Raw genomic sequence first — 20,274 nt, 5'->3', positions numbered from 1 at the left:
AGAGCTTTTTATGGGTGCAAAGATACGAAATTTAAAATTGATGAAATTCGTAGTCTGTCTACATTTTTGTAAATTTGTAAAACTTTATGAAAGCGTTAAAAACCTTAAACCCTTACTTTTGGAAGCACAAAATATTATTGTTTTGGGGGTTGTTATTTATCATTGCCAGTAATTTCTTCAATATCTATAAAGTTCAGTTTGTAGGAAAGTCTGTGGATGAACTTACAAAAAGTGGAAATCTGGGTTTCAATAAGCAGGTTTTGATTTATGTTGCTATTATTGTGGGATGCTCACTTTTAACAGGATTTTTTACTTTTATGATGAGGCAGACCATTATTGTTGCCTCCAGAAGAATTGAATATGAACTGAAAAATAAAATTTACAGACATTACCAGGAGCTGTCTCTGACGGATTATAAACAGACAACCATTGGTGATCTGATGAACAGGTTAAGTGAAGACGTTGTTGCTGTCAGAATGTATCTGGGACCGGGTGTAATGTATGTCGTGAATTTAGTAATCCTTCTTCTGATCACCAGTATTTACATGGTGAAAACAGATGCTTCCATGACTTTATGGACCTTGCTTCCTCTTCCTATTTTATCCTATATTATATTTAAGGTAAGCTCAATTATCAATCAGAAGTCGAAGATTATGCAGAAAAGTCAGTCTGCGATCTCCACTTTTGTACAGGACAGTTTTTCAGGAATCCGGGTTGTAAAGTTTTTTGCCAAAGAAAACTACATTAAGAAGAATTACGGAATAAAAGTAACTGATTATCAAGACAAAGCATTAGATCTGGCAAAAACCGAAGCGTATTTCTTTACTATTATCTTATTTGTAATCGGATTATTGAACGTTGCCGTTATCCTTATCGGGGGGCAGAAATATATTGCAGGACAATTAAGCGTCGGTAAAATTGCAGATTTCTTTATGTATATCAATATCCTGATCTGGCCGTTCTCAATGGTAGGCTGGGTAACTTCTGTAAATCAGAGAGCGGAGGCTTCAATGCAGAGAATTAATGAATTTCTAGATAAAAAATCTGAAGTTATCAATACCAATTTTGAGAATTATCCTATTAAAGGTGATATTGAATTTAGAAATGTTTCTTATGTTTATCCTAATACAGGAATCAGGGCATTAGACAACTTAAGCTTTAAAATTGGTGCCGGAGAATCACTTGCGATCATGGGTAAAACAGGAAGCGGAAAATCTACAATTGCTCTTTTGCTCTGCAGGCTTATTGATCCTACCGAAGGAGAAATCCTGATTGACGGTAAAAATCTGAAGGATCATAATCTGGCCAATTACAGAAATTTCATAGGTTACATTCCCCAGGAAAGTTATTTATTCTCAGATTCCATTGAAAACAATATAGGGTTTGCCATAGATAATCCTTCCCATGAAAAAGTAGTGGAATATGCTAAAATTGCTGATGTCGACAAAAATATCATTGGATTTAAAGAACAGTATAAAACGCTTGTAGGTGAGCGCGGTGTAATGCTTTCGGGAGGTCAGAAACAAAGAATATGTATTGCAAGAGCTTTAATTAAGGATCCAAATATCATTATTTTTGATGATTCTTTGTCTGCTTTGGATACGGAAACCGAGCAGAATATCCTTGAAAATATTGACAGGAAAATCAGCAATGCTACATCCATAATTATCACACACAGAGAGTCTAGCGCTCAGAGAGCAGATAAAATCATCAACCTTACCGAAATTGCCAATTCTGTAACCGCTTAGCTGTTTCGTTCTCAATTGTTAAATAAATCATAAAAAAAATTTTGTGATTAAAAGAATTCTTTTATATTTGTTCTTAACAAGATTAAAAAATATCTAACAATGAGTGAATACAAGGAACGCCATGAAAATGAAATTTTCACGAAGGTGTTAAAAGCAGGAAGAAGAACTTATTTCTTTGATGTGCGCGAGACGAAAGCAGGAGATTATTATCTTACGATTACTGAAAGTAAAAAGAATTTCGGGGAGAATGGGGAAGCTACATTCGAGAAACACAAAATTTATCTTTATAAAGAAGATTTTAAAAGTTTTCAGGAGATGTTTAATGAATCCACAGATTTCATCATTAACGAAAAGGGTGAGGATGTAATATCAGAAAAACATGACAAAGACTTCAAAAGCAAATCATTCACAATTGATTCTGACGACGAGGTTTAAAAAAGAATATCTAAAAACACAAGCATCTGAAAAAGATGCTTTTTTTATGCCCAAACTGAAGATTTAAAATCATTAAATCCTTCCGGAATTCACGGATTAATAGCACCAGACTTAAATGGTTCAGGAAATTCTAAAATAAATTTAAACTGGCTGATGGTTTAAGAATAAGAAAATTGATTTTAAAATAGTATAAAATAAAAAAGTACACTTTTAAAAAGTGTACTTTTCTTGGGTGAATGATGGGTCTCGAACCCACGACCTTCGGAACCACAATCCGACGCTCTAACCAACTGAGCTACAATCACCGTTTTGTGAGTGCAAATATAGGAAAGATTTTTTAATTACCAAACAATTCCGTCAAAATTTTTCATCGCAATCAACTTCTCAGACGTAAATCCCTCAGCATAAGTCACTCCCGATAATCGTCCTAAATCCTGTGCGCGATAAGTTAGGCTTTCAAAAAAATCTTTTGTTGCAATCGGAGTAACAGGTTCATTGGAAGTAGGATCATAGAACTGGGTTTTGAAAGCCATACAGGCTGCAATCTTTTTATCCAGATGTTCTGATATGTCGATAACAAATTCAGGCTTGATATCTTTCCACTGTATATAATGAAAAATTTGCTTTGGCCTCCACACTTCCTGATTTTCGCCTTCCAAAACAGTTACAATCTTTCTCAACCCGGACAAAAAGCACGCATCTGACACTAATTTCGCTCCTTTTGCATGATCCGGATGTCTATCATCAATTGCATTGGCTAAAACGATTTCTGGTTGGTATTTGCGGATCATTTTTACGATCTCCATCTGATATTCTTCAGAATTCACCAAAAACCCATCCTTCATTCCTAAGTTTTCCCTGGCAGAAACACCAAGGATCTTTGCGGAGTCAGCAGCTTCCAGTTTTCTGGTTTCATCAGTTCCTCTTGTTCCGAGTTCTCCTTTTGTAAGGTCTACAATGACACATGTTTTACCTTCCGAAATCATTTTGGCAATAGTTCCGCCGCATCCCAGCTCTACATCATCAGGATGTGCCCCAAAAGCAAGTATATCTGTTTTCATATTTTCAAAGATAAGACTTAAAATAAAAACTTCCCAAACATTACGAATGGGAAGTTTTAATATCTATAATTTAAATTTTAAATTACTTATTGAGTTCTGCATTTAATTTTACAGCATCCTGATAAGTAGGATCAAGCTGTAAGGATTTAGCTACATAATCTTTAGCCTTAGCAGCATCCGTATCTTTATTCATATAAGCTACCGCGAAGTAAGCATATGCTAAAGTCTGTTTGTTAGCTTCCTGATCAGCCGGTTTTACTGTGCTGATGAATTTTTCATAAGCTAATTTTGCAGCATCATTATTTCCTGCCTGCTGGTAAGAATAACCCTGGCTGTAGTATGCCGGAGCCCAATCCGGAAGAAGTGCACTCATTTTCTGCCAAGTAAGAATAGCTCCGTTCCAGTTTTTAACATCCTGGTAAGCTGTAGCCAGCTTAAATAATGAATCTGAATCTTCTTTATTGGCAGCTACTTTCTTCTTCAATGCTTCAATCTCAGGGTTAGTAGGTCCTTTTTCTGCTTCAGCCTGAGAAGCTCCTCCTCCTGCAATATTGGCAAGCTCTACATCCCACTTCATTGTTTCATCTTTAGCCGCTTTAGCGATAGCAATTTTCTGCTGTGCTTCTGTATTTAAAGCTGATTTTTTAGCAGCGTCAGTTTCAGTTTTAGCTAATCCAGCTGCGATAAGTCCCTGAAGACCCTGGTCAGCCGGCTGTATTCTTGTTTTTTCAGCCTGAGATACGAAAGTATCCATGTTCTGTTTTGCATCTGCATAGTTTCCATCTGCATAAGACTGATAAGCTCTCAATTTGAATTTGATAGGGTCATCAATTTTATCAAAGATCTTATCTAGCACTGTTTTAGAGTTTGCATAATCTTCATTAGTGAAGTATAATTTAGCAATTTCTAATTGAGTATATGGATCCTCATCAGCATATTTTGTATAGTTGATAAGATCTTGTGTTGCTTTTGCATTCTGCTGGTATCTGATATCATAAGAAGCTAAAGCCTTGTACGCAGGTGCATAAGTTGCATCTACACCAATTGCTTTATCAATGCTTTGTTTAGCTTGCTGCCATTGTTGTGCTGCCATCCATAAAGTAGCCATTCTTGTATAAACAGATGCCTTATTTTTAGCTAAAGGAAGTGCTTTATCATAAGCTGACATAGCATCACCAGGAACTCTTTTTAGTCTGTAAGCATCTCCAAGTGTATAGTAATAATGGGCAGGAACTCCTTTTTTCTCAGCTTTTTCAACAGCTTTAGTCAGGAACTGAATAGCAAGATCAGGAGCACTGTTTTTTTCAAATAATGTTAAAGCTTCCGCAGCTCTGAATAATACTTCAGCATCTTTTTCTTTGGAATCAGCAACAATTTTCTGAATTTCAGCAACTGCACTTTTATCTCCTTTACCTAATTTTACTGTAGCCAATCCTATTTTGTTAAGATAGCTTTTGTTATCAGCAGCTAAACCTTTGTTAAAGCTTTCTGTAGCTTTAGCATAATCAGGCTCGCCTTGCTTCAGGTAAGTATTTCCTAAATAGAAGTAATTTTCTGCTGTAGGTGCTTTGGTAACCATATCCGTAAAATTGGTCTTAGCCTGTGCAAATTTATCACTGTCTATACTGTTGATACCATCCTGCAGTGTTTGTGCAGTAGCTAAACCGGAAAAGAATACCACGGCTGCCCCAAAAGCAATTTTCTTTACATTCATAATCATTATATCTTTCATTTTATATTTTTCTAATATTTGAGTTATATGCTCCACAATTTTTGGACCAAAATAATATTTTTATAAAGGGTGTAATATTTTTTTAATATTTTTTAACGCATCTGCACTTCTCTCTTATATACATTATACGGTTGCAGGCCTTCTTTTTGTACAATCATCTGGCCTAACTGCGTACATGAATATCTTATAAATCCATTCGCTATATTAAAGTTACCTTCATTCGTTAAAAAGTAAAGAACACGGGTAAAAGGATAGGTCATCTCACGTAAATTTTCGCTATCAACAGTATATAATTCTCCATTATTTTCCACCGGAAGAACTTTTACCATATCTCTCAGTCTTTCAGAAGTCTTATCATAAGGACGGCTGAATGTATTCAGACCGATAACCCCAATTTTATCTGGGTATTTCCCCAATTCTTCTATGATATTCTGATTACCTGGAATAATAGAGAATTTAAGATCTTTTGGCTGTTTCTTCAGTTTCTGTGCAACAAAATTCAGATTGCTTGAATTGGTCCCGTCAAAAATAAAATTCTTGGCATCAGATTCCAATCCTTTATTGATTTCATCCATTGAAATACTTTGTTTCGGGGAATCTTTCGGTACTACAAATACTACAGCATCTGCAGCAAATTTAGCAGGGAGAAATTTCAGATCTACCTGTTCTTCATAAGCTTTCTTCTCTTCAGGGGTGAGATCTCTTGACATTACTGTTATCCTTGCCTTATCTTTCAATAAATCAAGGAAGGCTAAATCTTCTTTTTGAGTCACTACCTTGATATGGGTTTCCGGATAGTTGATCATATATCCGTCTGCCAATGCTTCAGTAACGCTTTTAAAAGATTCATCGGTGAGTATGGTAAGGTCTCCTTTATGATAAGATGGAGATTTATCTTCTTTTTTGCAGCTTAGAGCAATGATGCCCATTATGGAAAGCAGCCCAATTTTTAAACTATTTCTCATTTCCTGAATCTTTAATTCTTGAAACTGCTCTATAGATTCTAAATATTCCATAAAGAATAAGCACCGCACCCATTGCATAGGCAATAGCGGGCTCCAAAACCGTAAAGAAAAATTTGTAGATAATAACTACAACTCCCAATACGATATAAAAAAGTCCTGTAACTAAGGATAACCAATTGAACATCATGTAACAAAAATACCAAAAAAAATAAAAAAGAGAAGCATATGCTTCTCTTTTTTATTTATAAGTTGAATAAATAAGTCTTATTCAAAGTTCATAGTAAATGGTACGCTATAGTAAGATCTTACGCTCTCCCCGTTTCTTTTCGCAGGAGTCCATTTTTTAAGTTTCTTAACTACACGAATTGCTTCATTGTTGAAGTCGCCATTTGGAGATTTCTCTTCAATAGTAACTGCTGAAACAGTTCCGTCTCTTTCTACAACGAACTTAAGTTTAGCTTTAAGAGTACCTTCACCTCCTTCCATTAAAGAAGTATCAAAGTTTTCCCCAAGGAACTTTCTTAATGCTCCCATACCTCCAGGATATTCTGCAGACTGGTCTACATCTTTGTAGATCTCATTAGGGTTGTTTGTTTTTACTTCTACAGTGGTAGCTTTAGTACCTGTAGATGGCGGTGGTGGAGGTGGTGTATAAGCCGGAGCTTTTACCCCTTCCTGATTGTTCAAACCAGTCGTCGTTTCTAACTGCTTAGAAATTGGTGGCGGTGGAGTTTCAATCTTCGGAGCTTTTACAGGCTCAGGAACCACGTTCTGGATTACCTCAATTTTTTCCTCTTCTTTTGGAGGAGGTGGTGGAGGTGGTTCTTCTTCTTTTGGTTGCTCAATGATCGGGTCTTCTTCAATAATGTTTACCAAATCTGCCTTCACTTCTTGTTTAGGAGGTTCAGTAAGTCTCTTAATGGTAAGATAAATAAAAGGAGACAAAGCCGCAACCAGGAATAATGCCGTTCCAACAATAAAAGATTTTGTCAGAAGTCTTGGATACTGATGTCTCAGATCATAGGCACCATATTCCTTGTTTCTATTTTCAAATACAATCTCGTCTAAAGTAAGATTCTGATTGTATACATTTTCATCTGCCATAGATATACAATTTTATGGTTAAATTACTTTGTAGCTGGTGCAGCCGCAGCTCCATTATTCCCAACTTTTCTGTCATAGATGGTTTTCTCCCAAGGCTTCACATCGGTTACCCCGTACTGCTCGCTTTTGGTAATGGCCATTTCATCAAGAATATCTACAAAGTTTTTATATACAGCATCGTCAGTCGGCTTGATAATAACAGTAAATTTTGTTTTGTCAGCTGCGCCTGCTCTTGCCTTCTCAATTATTTTTCTAATTCCTTCTCTATCGTAAGTTGTTTCATTAAGATTCTGATCAGTTAAAGATGTAGGATCCTGCTGATGCCAAAATATCTTATTGTCTTTACCCAATAATAAAGAAATTGAGTTAGAAAGTTTAATTTCTGTTGGAGGTGGTTTCGGCTGATCCTTTTTAGGTTTTGCCGGAAGTCCCAAATCCATTACATTCGGTTTACTGAATGTGGTTGTGAACATAAAGAAGGTAATCAATAGAAAACCCAAGTCCACCATCGGAGTCATATCTACTCTGGTATTCTGCTTCTTGGAACGGACCTTGCCGCCCTTGCCGCCTTTTTCCTGTACTTGTACTTCTGCCATTTCTAAATGATATTATTATGGTTTACCTTCTTGTGATGTAATCAACCAGAATTTAAGAAAATCAATATCTCTTAAACCTTCAAATAGGCTTTTAACTTTTGGATACTGAGTGGTAACGTCTCCTTTGATTGCTAATTTGTAATCAGGATTTACGCTCAAACTCTGCTGTACCCAGTCTACTAACTGCTTATTTGTACTATCCATAGGAATCCCTGTAGGACTCTTGAAACTTTTCTGATCCTCATCTGACATATCGAGATAGCCTTTCAGTTGGCTCATAGGAACCCCAATCGCTTGTACTTTCTGAAATGCCGCTTTTTGCTGGTTGCTAAAAGTCATATTATACTTTTGCCCCATTTTGTCTAAAAGCTGTAATCTCTCTGATGCATTGTCTACCGGCTGGAAATAGAATTTTCCATCCGGAGTAGCGTTGATTGTCATCAAACTTGCATCAGGAAGTAACTTCTCTGATATTGAAGATGGCGGTTTAATCTGCTCCACGTCAGGTTTTTTAAACTGAGTGGTCAAGATAAAGAATGTAAGTAGTAGGAAGGCAACGTCACACATTGCCGTCATATCCGTCACTACACCATGTCTTTTAGGTTTGACTCTCGCCATTGTTTTGAATTATTTTTAATTAAACTTCTTTTATTGGAATGCAAATTCCTTGCTACAAATTCTTAGTTGAATTCAGCGAAAGACTGCTGGATGCTCATAGCGATCTCGTCGATCTTATAAGTTAATCCGTCAATTTTAGATGTAAAGAAGTTATAAAGGATAATCGCGATAGCTGAAGTACCAATACCTAATGCCGTGTTGATCAAGGCTTCAGAGATACCTGTAGAAAGTGCAGCAGCATCCGGAGTACCACCACCTGAACCTAATGCGAAGAATGCTTTGATCATCCCGATTACAGTTCCTAAAAGCGCGATTAGTGTTGCTACAGTACCTAAAGTAGAAAGAATCATCATGTTCTTTTCAAGCATTGGCATCTCAAGAGTTGTAGCTTCTTCGATAGCTTTGTTAAGAGCTACCATTTTTTGCTCTTTATTTAAAGTAGTATCGTGAGAAAGTGCTTTGTAAGTAGTAAGACCTTCTTTCACTACGTTACCTACAGATCCTTGTTGTCTGTCACACTCTTCTAAAGCTTCATCAATTTTGTTTTGATTCAATAAGCTTCTTACTTGTACTACGAAGTTGTCTAAGTTTCCTTTTCCAGCAGCTTTGCCAAGAACGAAATATCTTTCAAAAGAGAAAACGATTACAGTGATCATGAAAGTAATCAAGATTGGTACGATAACCCCTCCTTTGTAGATAATACCTAAAAACGATTCTGGATGAATGTCTTTTCCTTCAACACTTGAGAAAGCTACAGATCCACTACCTAGTTTTTCTGCATCTTTAAAGTTTCCTGGATTCCCAAGAACAAATAAATAAATACAAACTCCTATAACGAATAAAATAGGAATAATAACAGCCGGGTTTAAACCTCCTGCTTTTCTAGCAACTACTTGCTCATCATTTTTTGAAACATTCATTTCCATATTTAACTAAATTATATTGTTTTAAAATTTTACAAGGTGTAAATTAAAGGCAAAATTAATTAAAATGCAAGAGTCTTAAATAAACATTTTGCATTTTTCTGATAAAGAAATTTTAATACGATTTCGATATAATAATTATTTTTAAATATTTTATTTATTTTCCCCAAATTTAACATTTGAGTTAGAAATTTAAAAAAATAAGACCCCCATTTTTTTTAATTTCCCAATGTTAACTTTTTTTTAAATTACGATATTCACAATACGGTGATGCACTACGATGATTTTTTTAGGCATTTTACCTTCTAAAACCGACTGTATTTTTTCATCTGAAATCACCAAATCTTCCACTTCTTTAGCTGATAACTGCGCAGAAAGCGAAATTTTGAACTTCATTTTACCGTTTACACTTACCGGATACTCAATTTCATCTTCTACAAGGTATTCCTCATTTAATACAGGGAATTTCTCAAATTCGACAGATTCCTTATTTCCTAATAGGCTCCAAAGCTCTTCACAGATGTGTGGTGCATACGGAGAGATGATAACGGCTAAGGGTTCTAAAATATTGCGTTTGTTGCATTTTATTTTCTGAAGCTCGTTAACAGCAATCATAAATGAAGATACAGAGGTATTGAATGAGAAGTTCTCAATATCATAAACAACCTTCTTTATTAAGGTATGTAAAACTTTGTATTCCGCTTTTGTAGGCTCTTCATCGGAAATCTCAAAAGCATCTCCGTTGAAGTACAGATTCCAGAATTTTTTAAGGAAACCATATACTCCGCTTAATCCCTGTGTATTCCAAGGTTTGGATTGCTCCAAAGGTCCTAAGAACATTTCATAAAGTCTTAATCCGTCTGCTCCATATTCTTCACAGATATCATCAGGATTTACAACATTGTATTTAGATTTGGACATTTTTTCTACTTCACGGTCTGTAATGTATTTTCCGTCTTCCAGAATAAATTCCGCATCAGCATAATCCGGTCTCCATGTTTTGAAGGTTTCCGTATCCAGTTCATCAGATGTTCCTTTTAATAAGGATACGTCAACGTGAATCTTCTGAGTCTGATAATTACCTGACAGATTTTTGGAAACATATTGGTTGGTTCCGTCAATTCTGTATACAAATGCGCTCATCCCCAAAATCATTCCCTGATTAATCAGTTTCTGGAAAGGTTCATTATTATTAATATATCCTCTGTCTTTTAGGAACATGTTCCAGAAGCGGGAATACAATAAGTGACCGGTTGCATGTTCGCTACCTCCTATATACAGGTCTACCTGTCCCCAATAATCTGCAAGTTCTTTTTTCACAAAAACCTCCTGATCATTCGGATCCATATATCTGAGGAAATACCATGAGCTTCCTGCCCAACCCGGCATTGTGGATAATTCTAACGGGAATACTGTTTTATCATCAATCAGATCTGTAGAAACAACTTTCTGGTTGGCTTCATCCCATGCAAATACTTTAGCATTTCCTAATGGCGGATCTCCGTCTTCAGTCGGTAAATATTTTTCAACCTCAGGAAGTTCTAATGGTAAAGCTGAAACCGGAAGCGTGTAAGGCATTTCTTCCTTATAATATATAGGAACAGGCTCGCCCCAATAACGCTGTCTTGAGAAAATGGCATCACGCTGTCTGTAATTTGTAGTTCCGTGGCCAATTCCTTTGTTTTCTATTTCAGAAATTATTTTTGATTTGGCATCATTATAATGTAATCCGTTTAAGAAATCAGAGTTGACACAAACTGAATCCTTAGAATCAAAAGATTTTTCCTGAACATCTTCATCAGTCTCAACAACCTTTTTAATAGTAAGATTGAATTTCTTTGCAAATCTGTGATCTCGTTCATCGTGTGCAGGAACGGCCATTACTGCACCAGTTCCATACCCCATCAATACATAATCTGAAATATAAACAGGCATTTTCTCTCCGCTGAAAGGATTGATCGCATAACTTCCTGTAAAGGCACCGCTCACGTTTTTCACGTCAGACATCCTGTCTCTCTCTGTTTTTTTGGAAGTTTCTTCTATATAGGAATCTACTTCTGCTTTCTGAGCTTCTGTAGTAATAGTATCCACTAAAGGATTTTCGGGAGCCAGTACCATAAATGTTGCTCCGAAAATAGTGTCAGGTCTTGTAGTAAAAACTTCAATAATCTCACTGTGATTCTCAACCTGAAACTGAACCTGCGCTCCCTGGGATTTTCCGATCCAGTATTCCTGGGCATCTTTAAGAGGCTGTGGCCAATCCAATGTATTAAGGCCCTGTAATAATCTTTCGGAGTAAGCAGAAATTCTCATGCTCCACTGCATCATTTTCTTTTGGAATACAGGGAATCCTCCTCTTTCGGATTTTCCGTCTTTCACCTCATCATTAGCCAATACGGTTCCCAAAGCAGGACACCAGTTTACAGTGGTCTCTGCTCTGTAAGCCAGACGGTAATTTAATAAGACATCTTCCTTATCAAGGTCTGAAGAATTTTTCCATTCTTCTGCCGTAAAGTTTAATTCGTCATTCTGGTTGGCACTTAATCCTTCAGTTCCCTTTTCTTCAAAGTGCTGAATTAAGGTATCGATAGATTCTGCTTTATCCGTATTTTTATTATACCATGAATGGTACAGCTCGATAAAGATCCATTGTGTCCATTTATAATAAGAGGCATCTGAAGTTCTTACTTCCCTGCTCCAGTCGAATGAAAAACCGATCTTTTTCAACTGCTCTTCATATCTGTTGATATTCTCTTCAGTTGTGATTGCCGGATGCTGCCCTGTCTGGATAGCATATTGTTCAGCAGGAAGGCCGAAACTGTCGTACCCTACCGGATGGAGAACATTGAAACCCTGATGTCTTTTATATCTCGCATAAATATCTGATGCAATATATCCCAGCGGGTGCCCCACGTGAAGCCCTGCCCCGGATGGATACGGAAACATATCGAGAACATAAAATTTAGGTTTATCTGTGTTGTTAGAGGTTTTGTAGGTCTGATTTTCCTCCCAGTACTTCTGCCACTTTTTTTCTATCTGCTGATGATCGTAAAACACTTTATTATAGATATTAGATGTTAGATATTAGATGTTAGTTTTTTGTCAGCTTCCATTCTAATTTTCACAAAAATAATGATTTTAAAAGAAATGGAAATTTTAATTTTTGATTAATTCACTATTACCATTAACAAAAAAATCCCATCCTGAGATGAGATCTATGTTTGGATATGAAATGTATATTTTACTGAGGTATTCTCCTCATCGTAAACGTTCTTGTTTTATATACCGTCGGATCCTGAGTCTCTTCTCTTATGGCAAGGTTCAAGGTAGTTTCATCGAGGGTGATTATTTTCCCGTTGGCCGGTTCCACAGTTCCCTGGTATTTGATCACTATTGTTTTTGCACTTCTATCATATGTGTAGGTAAAATTCTGATCAGATAGGATAGTACATTGCGGTGTTGTTCCGATCTCTCCATTTTTGGTTAATTTCCCTGTAGCGTCAGAGGTAAATCTCCATCTGCTCTCTTTCTCACAGTCGGTATACGTAATAAGGTCTGAAACAGGCTCTTCACCAGTTTCTACTGTAGTAACCACTTCTTTCAGCGGCTGCCAAACCCCTACAAGAGGATACTCCATCTCCTTATCATCATCATTACACCCTGTAGCTACAAATAATGATAAACCTGCAAATAGTAATGCTAATTTCTTCATAAATAAAATTTTCAAGCGCTAAAATTATAATTTTTTTGATTTATATCACCATTTTTTGTGAAAAATAATTTCGATAAAGTATATTTCTGAAAATTTTAGAACATTAATGCTTAAAACAGGCATTATTTAACAAAATATTGAATCCCGGCTTTCTCTATTATTTATTAAAAAAACTATTTTTGCAGAAAGAAAACAAAAATGCAGAGTATAACGAAAAATAATTTTGACTTCATACGTGTTCTCCTTGCTTTCATTGTCTTTGTAGGACATTTGGGAGCGTTAAGCGACTCAGACCAGCTTTACTTTTTAACCAACAGTCCCGTAGAAGTTGCCGTTTTTTCGTTTTTCATCGTCAGCGGATTCCTTATTGCAAGAAGCTACGAAAGATCTTCCAGCCTGAAAAGCTATGCAAAAAAAAGATTCAACAGAATTGTTCCTGCCTATTTATTGGTCGTATTTCTCTGCACTACCCTTCTGAGTCTGGTAAGCACCCTGTCTTTTTCAGATTATTTTGGGAATATACAGGTTTATAAATATCTTTTCTGGAATTCTATTTTCATGAATTTCATGGCACCTTCCCTTCCCGGAGTATTTGGTAATGAGGCTGTAAACGGAGCTCTCTGGACCCTTAAGATTGAAATGTGCTTTTACTTTGTTGTTCCCCTGATCTTTTTATTATTTGGGAAAAATAACAAATACAGAAATATCAGCCTGATTGTACTGTATTTTCTTTCTCTGGTATTTCTTAATTATTTCGAAATGGCCGGAAAAATTTCTGTTTCCAAACAGCTCCCCGGCTCACTGTGCTATTTTATAGGCGGAATGCTTGGCTATTTTCATTTTGATAAGTTTATTAAATATAAAAATATCCTTTTCATCATTGCAATTATTACAGTTTGGATAGACCTCGTCTTACATATCAAGCTGTTCTCGCCAATTATGATCAGTATTATCGTGCTGTACATTGCCTATTCATTTAAATTCCTGAATAATTTCGGGAAATACGGGGATTTCACTTATGGCATTTATATATTCCATTTCCCTATTATCAGGGTATTTGCTACGCTCGGACTATTTGCAAATTTCAATCCTTTCTTTATGAGCTTTGTATGTATGCTGGTGGTTATCACAGTAGGTATTGCATCGTGGCATCTGTATGAGAAAAAATTTTTATAATTTTACCCCAGTTAAAACACAAATGAAAGACCTCGTCTCCATCATCACTCCCTGCTACAATTCTGCTGAATTCATCGAAGAAACGATACAGTCTGTTTTAAACCAAACCTATGAAAACTGGGAATGGCTTATCACCGATGACCTGTCCAAAGATAATACGGTAGAAATTATACGAAAATATAATGACCCAAGGATAAAATTACAGGTTCTAGAGAAAAACGGCGGTGCCGGAAATGCGCGGAATAATAGCCTGGAAAGAGCTACAGGTCGATATATTGCCTTTCTGGATTCTGATGATTTCTGGTATCCTGAATATCTGGAAACCATGACAGATTATATGCAGGAGAATAATGCAGAACTGGTCTACTGTAATTATTCAAGATGTAATGAACAGCTGCAGCCTGTCTTAAAGGATTTTCTGGCGGATAAGGTGGTAACTTTCTCCAATCTTCTTAAAACCTGCAGACTGGCACCGGTTTCCACAATGTACGATACCAAAAGGGTTGGGAAATTTTTATTCCCGATAAAAAGCAAACGTGAAGATCACGTAATGTGGCTGAATCTTTTAAAGGTAATCCCTGAAGGAATGCCTATCAATAAGACACTGGCGAAATACAGGATGCGCGAAAACAGTGTTTCCAGAAAGAAAAAGAACATTATCAAGGATCAGTATCTGGTATACAAAGACTTCATGGGATTTTCTACAGTAAAATCTTTTTATTATACTGCCAATTGGGCTATTAACGGATTTCTGAAGTATTCTAAAATTTTCAATTAATGGAGTATTCAAAGGAGTTCAAGGCTGCATTGAGTGCTTTTTCCAGTGTAGAAAAAGACCGTCTTATTTTCAGATTACTGAAAAAGGATAAACTTTTGTCTAAAAAACTTTATTTTGAACTGATTGATCAGGAAACCACGGATGATAAAAGAAATGCAATGGAAGAACATGTTGCAGAACAGGTTCTCCTTGCCTCAAAATATGTTGGAAATGCCAAATATTTCCTGAGCACTATCCGGAAGCTAAGCGCCGAAATAACGGAGCACATCAAAATAACAACAGATAAATTCGGGGAGGTTTCGCTGAATCTTTTGCTGGTCAACAGAATTCTGGATTCCAACGGTGATCTCAGCAGACAAAGATTTGACAATGTTTACAAATTGTACATCTATATCATCAATAAAGTATTCAAAGCTCTGGTATTAACTAAAAAACTGGATGAAGATTACTGGATGGAGATTGATGAACTTCTGAGAGAAACCCAAAATAAGATTTCCGAAAATCATTACCTGCAAAAGCTTTGCATTAATAACGGTTTAGATATGAACTGGCTTGAATCCGACAGTATTCCGGAAAACATAGAGCAGATCATGAAAGACACCAAAAGTCAGGGATTTTTAAGATAGAATTTTCTGCAGGATAAGATTCGCGGCATCAGGTTTTTCTTTTATAAATTTTCTGGCATTGCCGGACATTTCCTGCAATTCCTCTTCATTATTAAGAAGAAACAACACAAAATCCGCTGCCGCATATTCTTCTGAAAAAGATTTTCCGCCACCGGCTGCAATAAGATCGTCTGCCTCAGGATTTTTTCTGTAATGGTCTCCAAAGATCACAGGAGTACCAAATGTAGCTGCTTCCAGGATATTATGCAGGCCTGCATCGTGAAAACCGCCACCTACCACTGCCACATCCGCATAGGAATAAAGCTTCGATAATAAACCGATACTGTCTATGATTAAAATCTGATAATCAGAAACGGGAAGTTCTGCTTTATCTATCCGGCTGTACAATAATGCTTCAGGAAAAATATTTTTCAAATGCTCCACCCTTTTCAGATCATGAGGAGCTATAATCAATCTTAAACCGGCATTCATTCTGAAAACTGCAGAGGCAATCTTTTCTTCAGCCTGCCATGAGCTTCCAAACACGACGGACTGATGATTTCCTATAAAATCTGAAATAAATTCAACGTGATTATCTCTTGCCCGGAGCTGTTTTACCCTGTCAAATCTTGTATCTCCCGTCACAGAAGAATTCATAAGCCCGACACTCTTAGCTAATGCAAAAGAAAAAGCAGTCTGATGAAAAAACCAGTCAACGTCTTTTTTAAGCTGCTTTACGAACCACTTTCCATAAGATGTGAAGAAAGCCTGGCTTTCATAAAACAAAGCAGAGATCACATAGATTTTGGCCCCCTGGTTTTTAAGCTCACCCAGAAGATGATACCAATAATCATACTTAACCGTAAAAAACAGTTCTGTATCAAACTGGGAAATAAATTCTTTTACCGTGTTTTTCTTATCAAAGGGCAAATAACAAATTACATCCGCAATATGCTTCTTTTTCACTACATTTTCATAGCCTGAAGGGGAAAAGAAAGTGACAAGGATCTTATAACCCGGAAATTGCTCTTTAAGCTTTTCTAAAACCGGAAGCCCCTGCTCATATTCTCCCAGACTTGCTGCATGCATCCAGATGACTTTATCTGATGGTGAAAACGCTGCTTTTACTTTGCTTAAAGACTGTTTTCTTCCTTCAACTCCTTTTTTAGTTTTATCATTAAACAATGAAAAAACCTTCATTCCAAAAATGAGAAGACTTACAAATATGTTGTATAGGAAAGACATTCTAATTACTTTTCAATTTCAATTCGGTCATTATGGGTAGATGGACTGGAAATAACCAGAAATTCCAATTCTTCATGAGATTCATTGGAAATAAAATGCTCTGATTTGGGCTGAATGGAAATACTTTCTCCTGATTTTACCACAAACTTTTTGTTATTGATGTACAGTACTGCTTCACCTTTTAAAATATAAAAGACCTGTTCTGCTCTTTCATGGAGATGGAGTTTTTCAGCTGTTCCTGCAGGCATTTTTTCCTGTTTTACGGAAAGATTGGCTGAATCGTTTAATATCCAGCTGTCACAGCTGTTTCCCCAAATATAGTGTTCTGAATTTTCTTTAGAATGTATCATTTGAATATCGCTACAAAAATAAAAACAACAATTAAGCTTCCGATCACCGATAAAATAGCAGTGGGTAACGGAACTCTTGGTCTCACTTTTTCATCAAAGGAATACCTGAACATATAATCCTGTCCATTCATAAAGATAAGCATAACCAGCACAAACAGCCATCTTATAAAAATTTCCATAATGAGGAACTGGGCACTCCTGTTCTGATTTGTAATTTCAACAGGGAAATTAACAGATTCAGGATGCCTTAGTGCATATGTAAACAGAAAATAGAAAGCAGTTCCCAGAACCGGCGTTAAAAAAGAATAAGCTTTGTTCCCGAAATTATCTGCTTTTCCGTCAAAATCAAAATGTACAGGAATTCTTTTGGGAAGGGTTTTATAATGTTTCAGGGTAAACCACCAGAAAAAAACGACTAATCCGAAATTAAAAATATCAAAAATTGTAAAAAGAATATTTTCCATTCAGATTCTGTTTAAAGCTAGAGTACGTTTTTAATTACTCTCAGTTTATGGGTGTGCTTATTCATTTCTTTATTAAAAATTCCTGTAGAATCAAGGGTATCTATTCTCACCTTTCCTGAAGCATGAATGATCTTTTGATTATCAAGCATGATTCCTACGTGAATAATTTTACCTTCAGGATTCTCAAAAAAAGCTAAATCACCCGGCTGGCTTTCTTCCACAAAGGTCAAAGGCACACCAACTTCCGCCTGCTGATAAGTATCTCTGGGCAGTTTAATATCATGAATTTTATAGATAAGCTGGGTAAAACCCGAGCAGTCTACTGCAAAAAAGCTCTTGCCCCCCCATAGATAGGGTACATTCAGGAATTCTTTTGCTGCTAAAGCAATACTCTCACGAAGATCATGGCTCCTTCTTGAAGCCACTGCAGGAAACTCTACCTCAGAACCCATTGACAGCAGGGTCTTTCCGTCATTCATCAGCACTGAAGAGAAATCTTCAGTTACTATGGTAACTTTTCTTTTTGCCAATTCCTCGTCTGTTACAGGTTTCAGCTGTTTGGTATCCATCCATCCTTCATATCCGTCATAGTGCATTTTTATTCTGGTCCAGTTTTTATTTACTTCCAGAATATCAGCGCTTTCCCCAAACAATATTTCCGTAACAATTTCCGCTTTGTCAGAATTCTCTGCACGAACCGGTGCTACTGTAACATTACAAATTCCTTTATTCATTCGTTAAGATTAAAAGATTGAATAGTTTAAAGATTAAAAACATTAAAGTCTGTAAAAATTTAATCTTTAACTATTTTAATTACTTCCTCCGAAGGAAGTTTACTCCATCACGCAAAGGTAAAATAAGATTTTCAAAATCGTCGTCTTTTGCGATCAAATCATTCAGTTCTTTAATGATCTGTGTAGATTTCTGTTTAGGATCTTCTTCCAGTACTTTTCCGTACCATAGAACGTTATCAAACATTACCACAGAACCGGATGTTGTCCTGGGTTTGATGAGTCTGAAATATTCGGCATAATTTTCCTTGTCGGCATCTATAAAAACAAGGTCAAAAACCTCATCTGTTTCTCTTAAAAACTCTTTGGCATCCTGAATCTTAAAATCAATCTGTCCGGCATATTCACTTTCTTCAAAATATTTCTTCGGCAGATAAGCAAGATCTTCATTAACGTCCAGTGTTATAATTTTCCCGTCTTTCGCCAGCCCAGCTGTAAGGCAAAGTGTTGCATACCCTGTAAAAGTTCCGATTTCCAGTACATTTTCAGGCTGCATCATCTGGGAAATAATAGTTAATAGCCTTCCCTGCTGATATCCCGATATCATATGTGGCTGTGTGGTTTTCTGATAGGTCTCTCTTCTCAGTTTTTTCAGAATTTCAGGTTCGGAGGAAGCATGCGTTTCCAGATACCTGTCCATTTCAGGATTTTTTTCTTCAAAAAAGCTCATACTGCAATCTTTTTATATTATTCAAAAGTACTTAAATATAAAGAAAAATTATTACTGATCGGCATTTTTCATCTTTTCTCCCGTAAAACCCCTGTTTAAAATACCGTAAAAATACGGATATGTTCACATTGAAGATAATTCTACATTTGCAGAGAACAAGGGGTAAAAACACTAAAGAAAAAAGAAAATGAATGTAGGGGGAAAACTAATTAACACAGAGAATCAGAAGACCGCAGGGCCAAAAGGCAAGGCGGATTCTTCGTCCAAAAAAACTAAAACAGAAATATCTAATTCTTTTCTTCAACGAATTATTTCATTATTGAAAAAAGAAGAATTGATTTGATGAAAAAATAAATCCCGAATAATTTCGGGATTTATTTTTTTGAATATATTTTCAATTATTTTTTAGGAGCAATATCCATTAATTTCATGAATTCATCCAGCTTCGGCATAATGATAATTTCCGTTCTTCTGTTTTCAGCTCTTCCGGAAACGCTCATATTCGTTGCTTTAGGATTGTATTCGGAACGTCCTCCTGCTGTAATTCTTGCCGGATCTACACCAAACTGTGTCTGAAGAACCTTAGCAATCGCCGTACCTCTCAATGCAGAAAGATCCCAGTTGTCTCTTGGCAGATTAGGAGAGCTTAAAGGAGCATTATCCGTATTACCTTCAATCAGTACAGAATACTTATCATAATCATTGATTACTTTAGCCACTTTTCCTAACACTTCCTGAGCGGCAGGCAATACATTGTAATCCCCTGTTTTGTAAAGCATTTTATCTGATAACGAAATCATTACCACTCCTTTCAATACTTTCACCTGTACATCATCATCAGCTACGTTATCAAGAGATCTTTTAAGCTTGTTAGACAATGCCATGTTCAGACTGTCATTTTTAGCATTATTTGAGATCAGCTGTTTGATATATGAATTTGAAGCATTAATTTCTCCAACCAGTTTATCAATATTAGCTGAACTTTTCCCTGTATTGGCAAGACATGCATCCAAAGATGATTTCAAAGCATCATGCTGACTTTTTAAAAGATTATTTTCCCCTGACAATGCAGAATTTTGAGATTTTAAATCCTGAATCTCTCTTTGTCTTTCCCCTATATTTTCAATACACTGCTTATAGTTTGAGCTTAATGCATCGTACTGCTTTTTGCTGACACAAGATGTCAATCCCAACGCCATTGCAGAAATTCCTAAAATTTTAATAATCTTCATATGTAATCATTTTTAGACGAATCAAAGTTAGGGAAATTGAATTGAATTTTATGGATTATCTTTGCATAA

The 20,274-nt window shown here is 36.2% G+C and carries 21 protein-coding genes and 1 tRNA gene; 5 read left to right on the top strand and 17 right to left on the bottom strand.

The features are described from left to right. Positions 1–86: 86 nt before the first annotated feature. Together ACQWU4_RS17535 and ACQWU4_RS17530 are read left to right on the top strand one after the other, a co-directional pair. Positions 87–1,748 (top strand): ABC transporter ATP-binding protein, encoded by a 1,662-nt coding sequence (locus ACQWU4_RS17535; RefSeq protein ID WP_429937056.1) that lies wholly within the window; start codon positions 87–89, stop codon positions 1,746–1,748. A gap of 99 nt (positions 1,749–1,847) precedes the next feature. Continuing rightward, the gene (locus ACQWU4_RS17530; RefSeq protein ID WP_034701927.1) at positions 1,848–2,183 is read left to right on the top strand and encodes a DUF3276 family protein; all 336 of its coding nucleotides are present in this window, start codon (positions 1,848–1,850) and stop codon (positions 2,181–2,183) included. A gap of 230 nt (positions 2,184–2,413) precedes the next feature. Here the strand turns inward: ACQWU4_RS17530 and ACQWU4_RS17525 are convergent. The 11 genes from ACQWU4_RS17525 to ACQWU4_RS17475 form a co-directional block, all read right to left on the bottom strand. Beyond that, positions 2,414–2,489: transfer RNA gene (locus ACQWU4_RS17525), tRNA-His, on the bottom strand. A 35-nt stretch (positions 2,490–2,524) separates the two neighbouring features. Beyond that, positions 2,525–3,244, bottom strand: a complete 720-nt coding sequence (bshB1, locus tag ACQWU4_RS17520; protein WP_429937055.1) for a bacillithiol biosynthesis deacetylase BshB1 — start codon at positions 3,242–3,244, stop codon at positions 2,525–2,527. Between the two features lie 82 nt (positions 3,245–3,326). Further along, positions 3,327–4,976, bottom strand: a complete 1,650-nt coding sequence (locus ACQWU4_RS17515; RefSeq protein WP_429937054.1) for a tetratricopeptide repeat protein — start codon at positions 4,974–4,976, stop codon at positions 3,327–3,329. A gap of 92 nt (positions 4,977–5,068) precedes the next feature. Further along, on the bottom strand, positions 5,069–5,941 hold the full coding sequence (locus tag ACQWU4_RS17510; protein WP_429937053.1) for a PstS family phosphate ABC transporter substrate-binding protein: 873 nt from the start codon (positions 5,939–5,941) through the stop codon (positions 5,069–5,071). After that, a complete protein-coding gene (locus ACQWU4_RS17505) occupies positions 5,931–6,128 on the bottom strand; it encodes a DUF308 domain-containing protein (RefSeq protein ID WP_429937052.1) in 198 nt (65 codons plus the stop codon). The genes ACQWU4_RS17510 and ACQWU4_RS17505 overlap by 11 nt, the downstream gene beginning before the upstream one ends. Positions 6,129–6,205: 77 nt before the next feature. Then, positions 6,206–7,045: an energy transducer TonB gene (locus ACQWU4_RS17500; protein ID WP_429937051.1), complete on the bottom strand. Its 840-nt coding sequence runs from the start codon at positions 7,043–7,045 to the stop codon at positions 6,206–6,208. Positions 7,046–7,068: 23 nt separating this feature from the next. Continuing rightward, the gene (locus ACQWU4_RS17495; RefSeq protein ID WP_429937050.1) at positions 7,069–7,641 is read right to left on the bottom strand and encodes an ExbD/TolR family protein; all 573 of its coding nucleotides are present in this window, start codon (positions 7,639–7,641) and stop codon (positions 7,069–7,071) included. A gap of 15 nt (positions 7,642–7,656) precedes the next feature. Then, positions 7,657–8,259 (bottom strand): ExbD/TolR family protein, encoded by a 603-nt coding sequence (locus tag ACQWU4_RS17490; RefSeq protein WP_429937049.1) that lies wholly within the window; start codon positions 8,257–8,259, stop codon positions 7,657–7,659. Between the two features lie 62 nt (positions 8,260–8,321). Next, positions 8,322–9,185: a MotA/TolQ/ExbB proton channel family protein gene (locus ACQWU4_RS17485; protein WP_048502767.1), complete on the bottom strand. Its 864-nt coding sequence runs from the start codon at positions 9,183–9,185 to the stop codon at positions 8,322–8,324. A gap of 240 nt (positions 9,186–9,425) precedes the next feature. Further along, positions 9,426–12,239, bottom strand: coding sequence for a leucine--tRNA ligase (gene leuS, locus ACQWU4_RS17480; protein WP_429937048.1), 2,814 nt, complete (start codon positions 12,237–12,239; stop codon positions 9,426–9,428). 184 nt (positions 12,240–12,423) lie between these two features. Next, positions 12,424–12,894 (bottom strand): lipocalin family protein, encoded by a 471-nt coding sequence (locus ACQWU4_RS17475; RefSeq protein ID WP_429937047.1) that lies wholly within the window; start codon positions 12,892–12,894, stop codon positions 12,424–12,426. Between the two features lie 198 nt (positions 12,895–13,092). Here ACQWU4_RS17475 and ACQWU4_RS17470 point away from each other — a divergent pair, with 198 nt between their 5' ends. The 3 genes from ACQWU4_RS17470 to ACQWU4_RS17460 are packed head-to-tail and all read left to right on the top strand — an operon-like array spanning position 13,093 to position 15,474. Continuing rightward, on the top strand, positions 13,093–14,070 hold the full coding sequence (locus tag ACQWU4_RS17470) for an acyltransferase family protein (protein WP_429937046.1): 978 nt from the start codon (positions 13,093–13,095) through the stop codon (positions 14,068–14,070). 22 nt (positions 14,071–14,092) lie between these two features. Next, complete coding sequence (locus ACQWU4_RS17465) at positions 14,093–14,848, top strand: glycosyltransferase family 2 protein (RefSeq protein WP_429937045.1); 756 nt, start codon at positions 14,093–14,095, stop codon at positions 14,846–14,848. After that, complete coding sequence (locus tag ACQWU4_RS17460; RefSeq protein WP_429937044.1) at positions 14,848–15,474, top strand: deoxyuridine 5'-triphosphate nucleotidohydrolase; 627 nt, start codon at positions 14,848–14,850, stop codon at positions 15,472–15,474. Before ACQWU4_RS17465 ends, ACQWU4_RS17460 begins: the two co-directional genes overlap by 1 nt. On the opposite strand, the gene ACQWU4_RS17455 is transcribed toward ACQWU4_RS17460, so the two are convergent. From ACQWU4_RS17455 to ACQWU4_RS17430, 6 genes are all read right to left on the bottom strand, one after another. Next, complete coding sequence (locus ACQWU4_RS17455) at positions 15,466–16,698, bottom strand: 3-deoxy-D-manno-octulosonic acid transferase (RefSeq protein WP_429937043.1); 1,233 nt, start codon at positions 16,696–16,698, stop codon at positions 15,466–15,468. The two genes, ACQWU4_RS17460 and ACQWU4_RS17455, sit on opposite strands and share 9 nt — an antisense overlap. 5 nt (positions 16,699–16,703) lie before the next feature. Continuing rightward, positions 16,704–17,048: a cupin domain-containing protein gene (locus tag ACQWU4_RS17450; RefSeq protein ID WP_429937042.1), complete on the bottom strand. Its 345-nt coding sequence runs from the start codon at positions 17,046–17,048 to the stop codon at positions 16,704–16,706. Further along, complete coding sequence (locus ACQWU4_RS17445; protein WP_429937041.1) at positions 17,045–17,512, bottom strand: DUF1648 domain-containing protein; 468 nt, start codon at positions 17,510–17,512, stop codon at positions 17,045–17,047. The genes ACQWU4_RS17450 and ACQWU4_RS17445 overlap by 4 nt, the downstream gene beginning before the upstream one ends. A 17-nt stretch (positions 17,513–17,529) precedes the next feature. Next, positions 17,530–18,246 carry an NlpC/P60 family protein gene (locus ACQWU4_RS17440; RefSeq protein WP_429937040.1) on the bottom strand — a complete coding sequence of 239 codons (717 nt, stop codon included), beginning with the start codon at positions 18,244–18,246 and terminating at the stop codon, positions 17,530–17,532. Between the two features lie 79 nt (positions 18,247–18,325). Beyond that, on the bottom strand, positions 18,326–18,973 hold the full coding sequence (locus tag ACQWU4_RS17435; protein WP_429937039.1) for an O-methyltransferase: 648 nt from the start codon (positions 18,971–18,973) through the stop codon (positions 18,326–18,328). A gap of 398 nt (positions 18,974–19,371) precedes the next feature. Continuing rightward, a complete protein-coding gene (locus ACQWU4_RS17430) occupies positions 19,372–20,205 on the bottom strand; it encodes an OmpA family protein (protein ID WP_429937038.1) in 834 nt (277 codons plus the stop codon). Positions 20,206–20,274 lie beyond the last annotated feature (69 nt).

Origin of the sequence: Chryseobacterium sp. MIQD13, from assembly GCF_050496705.1 — a bacterium.
Taxonomy (GTDB): Bacteria; Bacteroidota; Bacteroidia; order Flavobacteriales; family Weeksellaceae; genus Chryseobacterium.
This window is presented reverse-complemented; position numbering and strand designations above follow the sequence as displayed.

Excerpts from the sequence above, each read along its gene's own strand:
- ACQWU4_RS17430 (WP_429937038.1), bottom strand. The coding sequence starts at position 20,205 with ATGAAGATTATTAAAATTTTAGGAATTTCTGCAATGGCGTTGGGATTG.
- ACQWU4_RS17435 (WP_429937039.1), bottom strand. The coding sequence starts at position 18,973 with ATGAGCTTTTTTGAAGAAAAAAATCCTGAAATGGACAGGTATCTGGAA.
- ACQWU4_RS17445 (WP_429937041.1), bottom strand. The coding sequence starts at position 17,512 with ATGGAAAATATTCTTTTTACAATTTTTGATATTTTTAATTTCGGATTA.
- ACQWU4_RS17515 (WP_429937054.1), bottom strand. The coding sequence starts at position 4,976 with ATGAAAGATATAATGATTATGAATGTAAAGAAAATTGCTTTTGGGGCA.
- ACQWU4_RS17485 (WP_048502767.1), bottom strand. The coding sequence starts at position 9,185 with ATGGAAATGAATGTTTCAAAAAATGATGAGCAAGTAGTTGCTAGAAAA.
- ACQWU4_RS17510 (WP_429937053.1), bottom strand. The coding sequence starts at position 5,941 with ATGAGAAATAGTTTAAAAATTGGGCTGCTTTCCATAATGGGCATCATT.
- ACQWU4_RS17440 (WP_429937040.1), bottom strand. The coding sequence starts at position 18,246 with ATGAATAAAGGAATTTGTAATGTTACAGTAGCACCGGTTCGTGCAGAG.
- ACQWU4_RS17475 (WP_429937047.1), bottom strand. The coding sequence starts at position 12,894 with ATGAAGAAATTAGCATTACTATTTGCAGGTTTATCATTATTTGTAGCT.
- ACQWU4_RS17455 (WP_429937043.1), bottom strand. The coding sequence starts at position 16,698 with ATGTCTTTCCTATACAACATATTTGTAAGTCTTCTCATTTTTGGAATG.
- ACQWU4_RS17495 (WP_429937050.1), bottom strand. The coding sequence starts at position 7,641 with ATGGCAGAAGTACAAGTACAGGAAAAAGGCGGCAAGGGCGGCAAGGTC.
- ACQWU4_RS17500 (WP_429937051.1), bottom strand. The coding sequence starts at position 7,045 with ATGGCAGATGAAAATGTATACAATCAGAATCTTACTTTAGACGAGATT.
- ACQWU4_RS17535 (WP_429937056.1), top strand. The coding sequence starts at position 87 with ATGAAAGCGTTAAAAACCTTAAACCCTTACTTTTGGAAGCACAAAATA.
- ACQWU4_RS17450 (WP_429937042.1), bottom strand. The coding sequence starts at position 17,048 with ATGATACATTCTAAAGAAAATTCAGAACACTATATTTGGGGAAACAGC.
- ACQWU4_RS17505 (WP_429937052.1), bottom strand. The coding sequence starts at position 6,128 with ATGATGTTCAATTGGTTATCCTTAGTTACAGGACTTTTTTATATCGTA.
- ACQWU4_RS17465 (WP_429937045.1), top strand. The coding sequence starts at position 14,093 with ATGAAAGACCTCGTCTCCATCATCACTCCCTGCTACAATTCTGCTGAA.
- ACQWU4_RS17470 (WP_429937046.1), top strand. The coding sequence starts at position 13,093 with ATGCAGAGTATAACGAAAAATAATTTTGACTTCATACGTGTTCTCCTT.
- bshB1 (WP_429937055.1), bottom strand. The coding sequence starts at position 3,244 with ATGAAAACAGATATACTTGCTTTTGGGGCACATCCTGATGATGTAGAG.
- ACQWU4_RS17460 (WP_429937044.1), top strand. The coding sequence starts at position 14,848 with ATGGAGTATTCAAAGGAGTTCAAGGCTGCATTGAGTGCTTTTTCCAGT.
- ACQWU4_RS17530 (WP_034701927.1), top strand. The coding sequence starts at position 1,848 with ATGAGTGAATACAAGGAACGCCATGAAAATGAAATTTTCACGAAGGTG.
- ACQWU4_RS17490 (WP_429937049.1), bottom strand. The coding sequence starts at position 8,259 with ATGGCGAGAGTCAAACCTAAAAGACATGGTGTAGTGACGGATATGACG.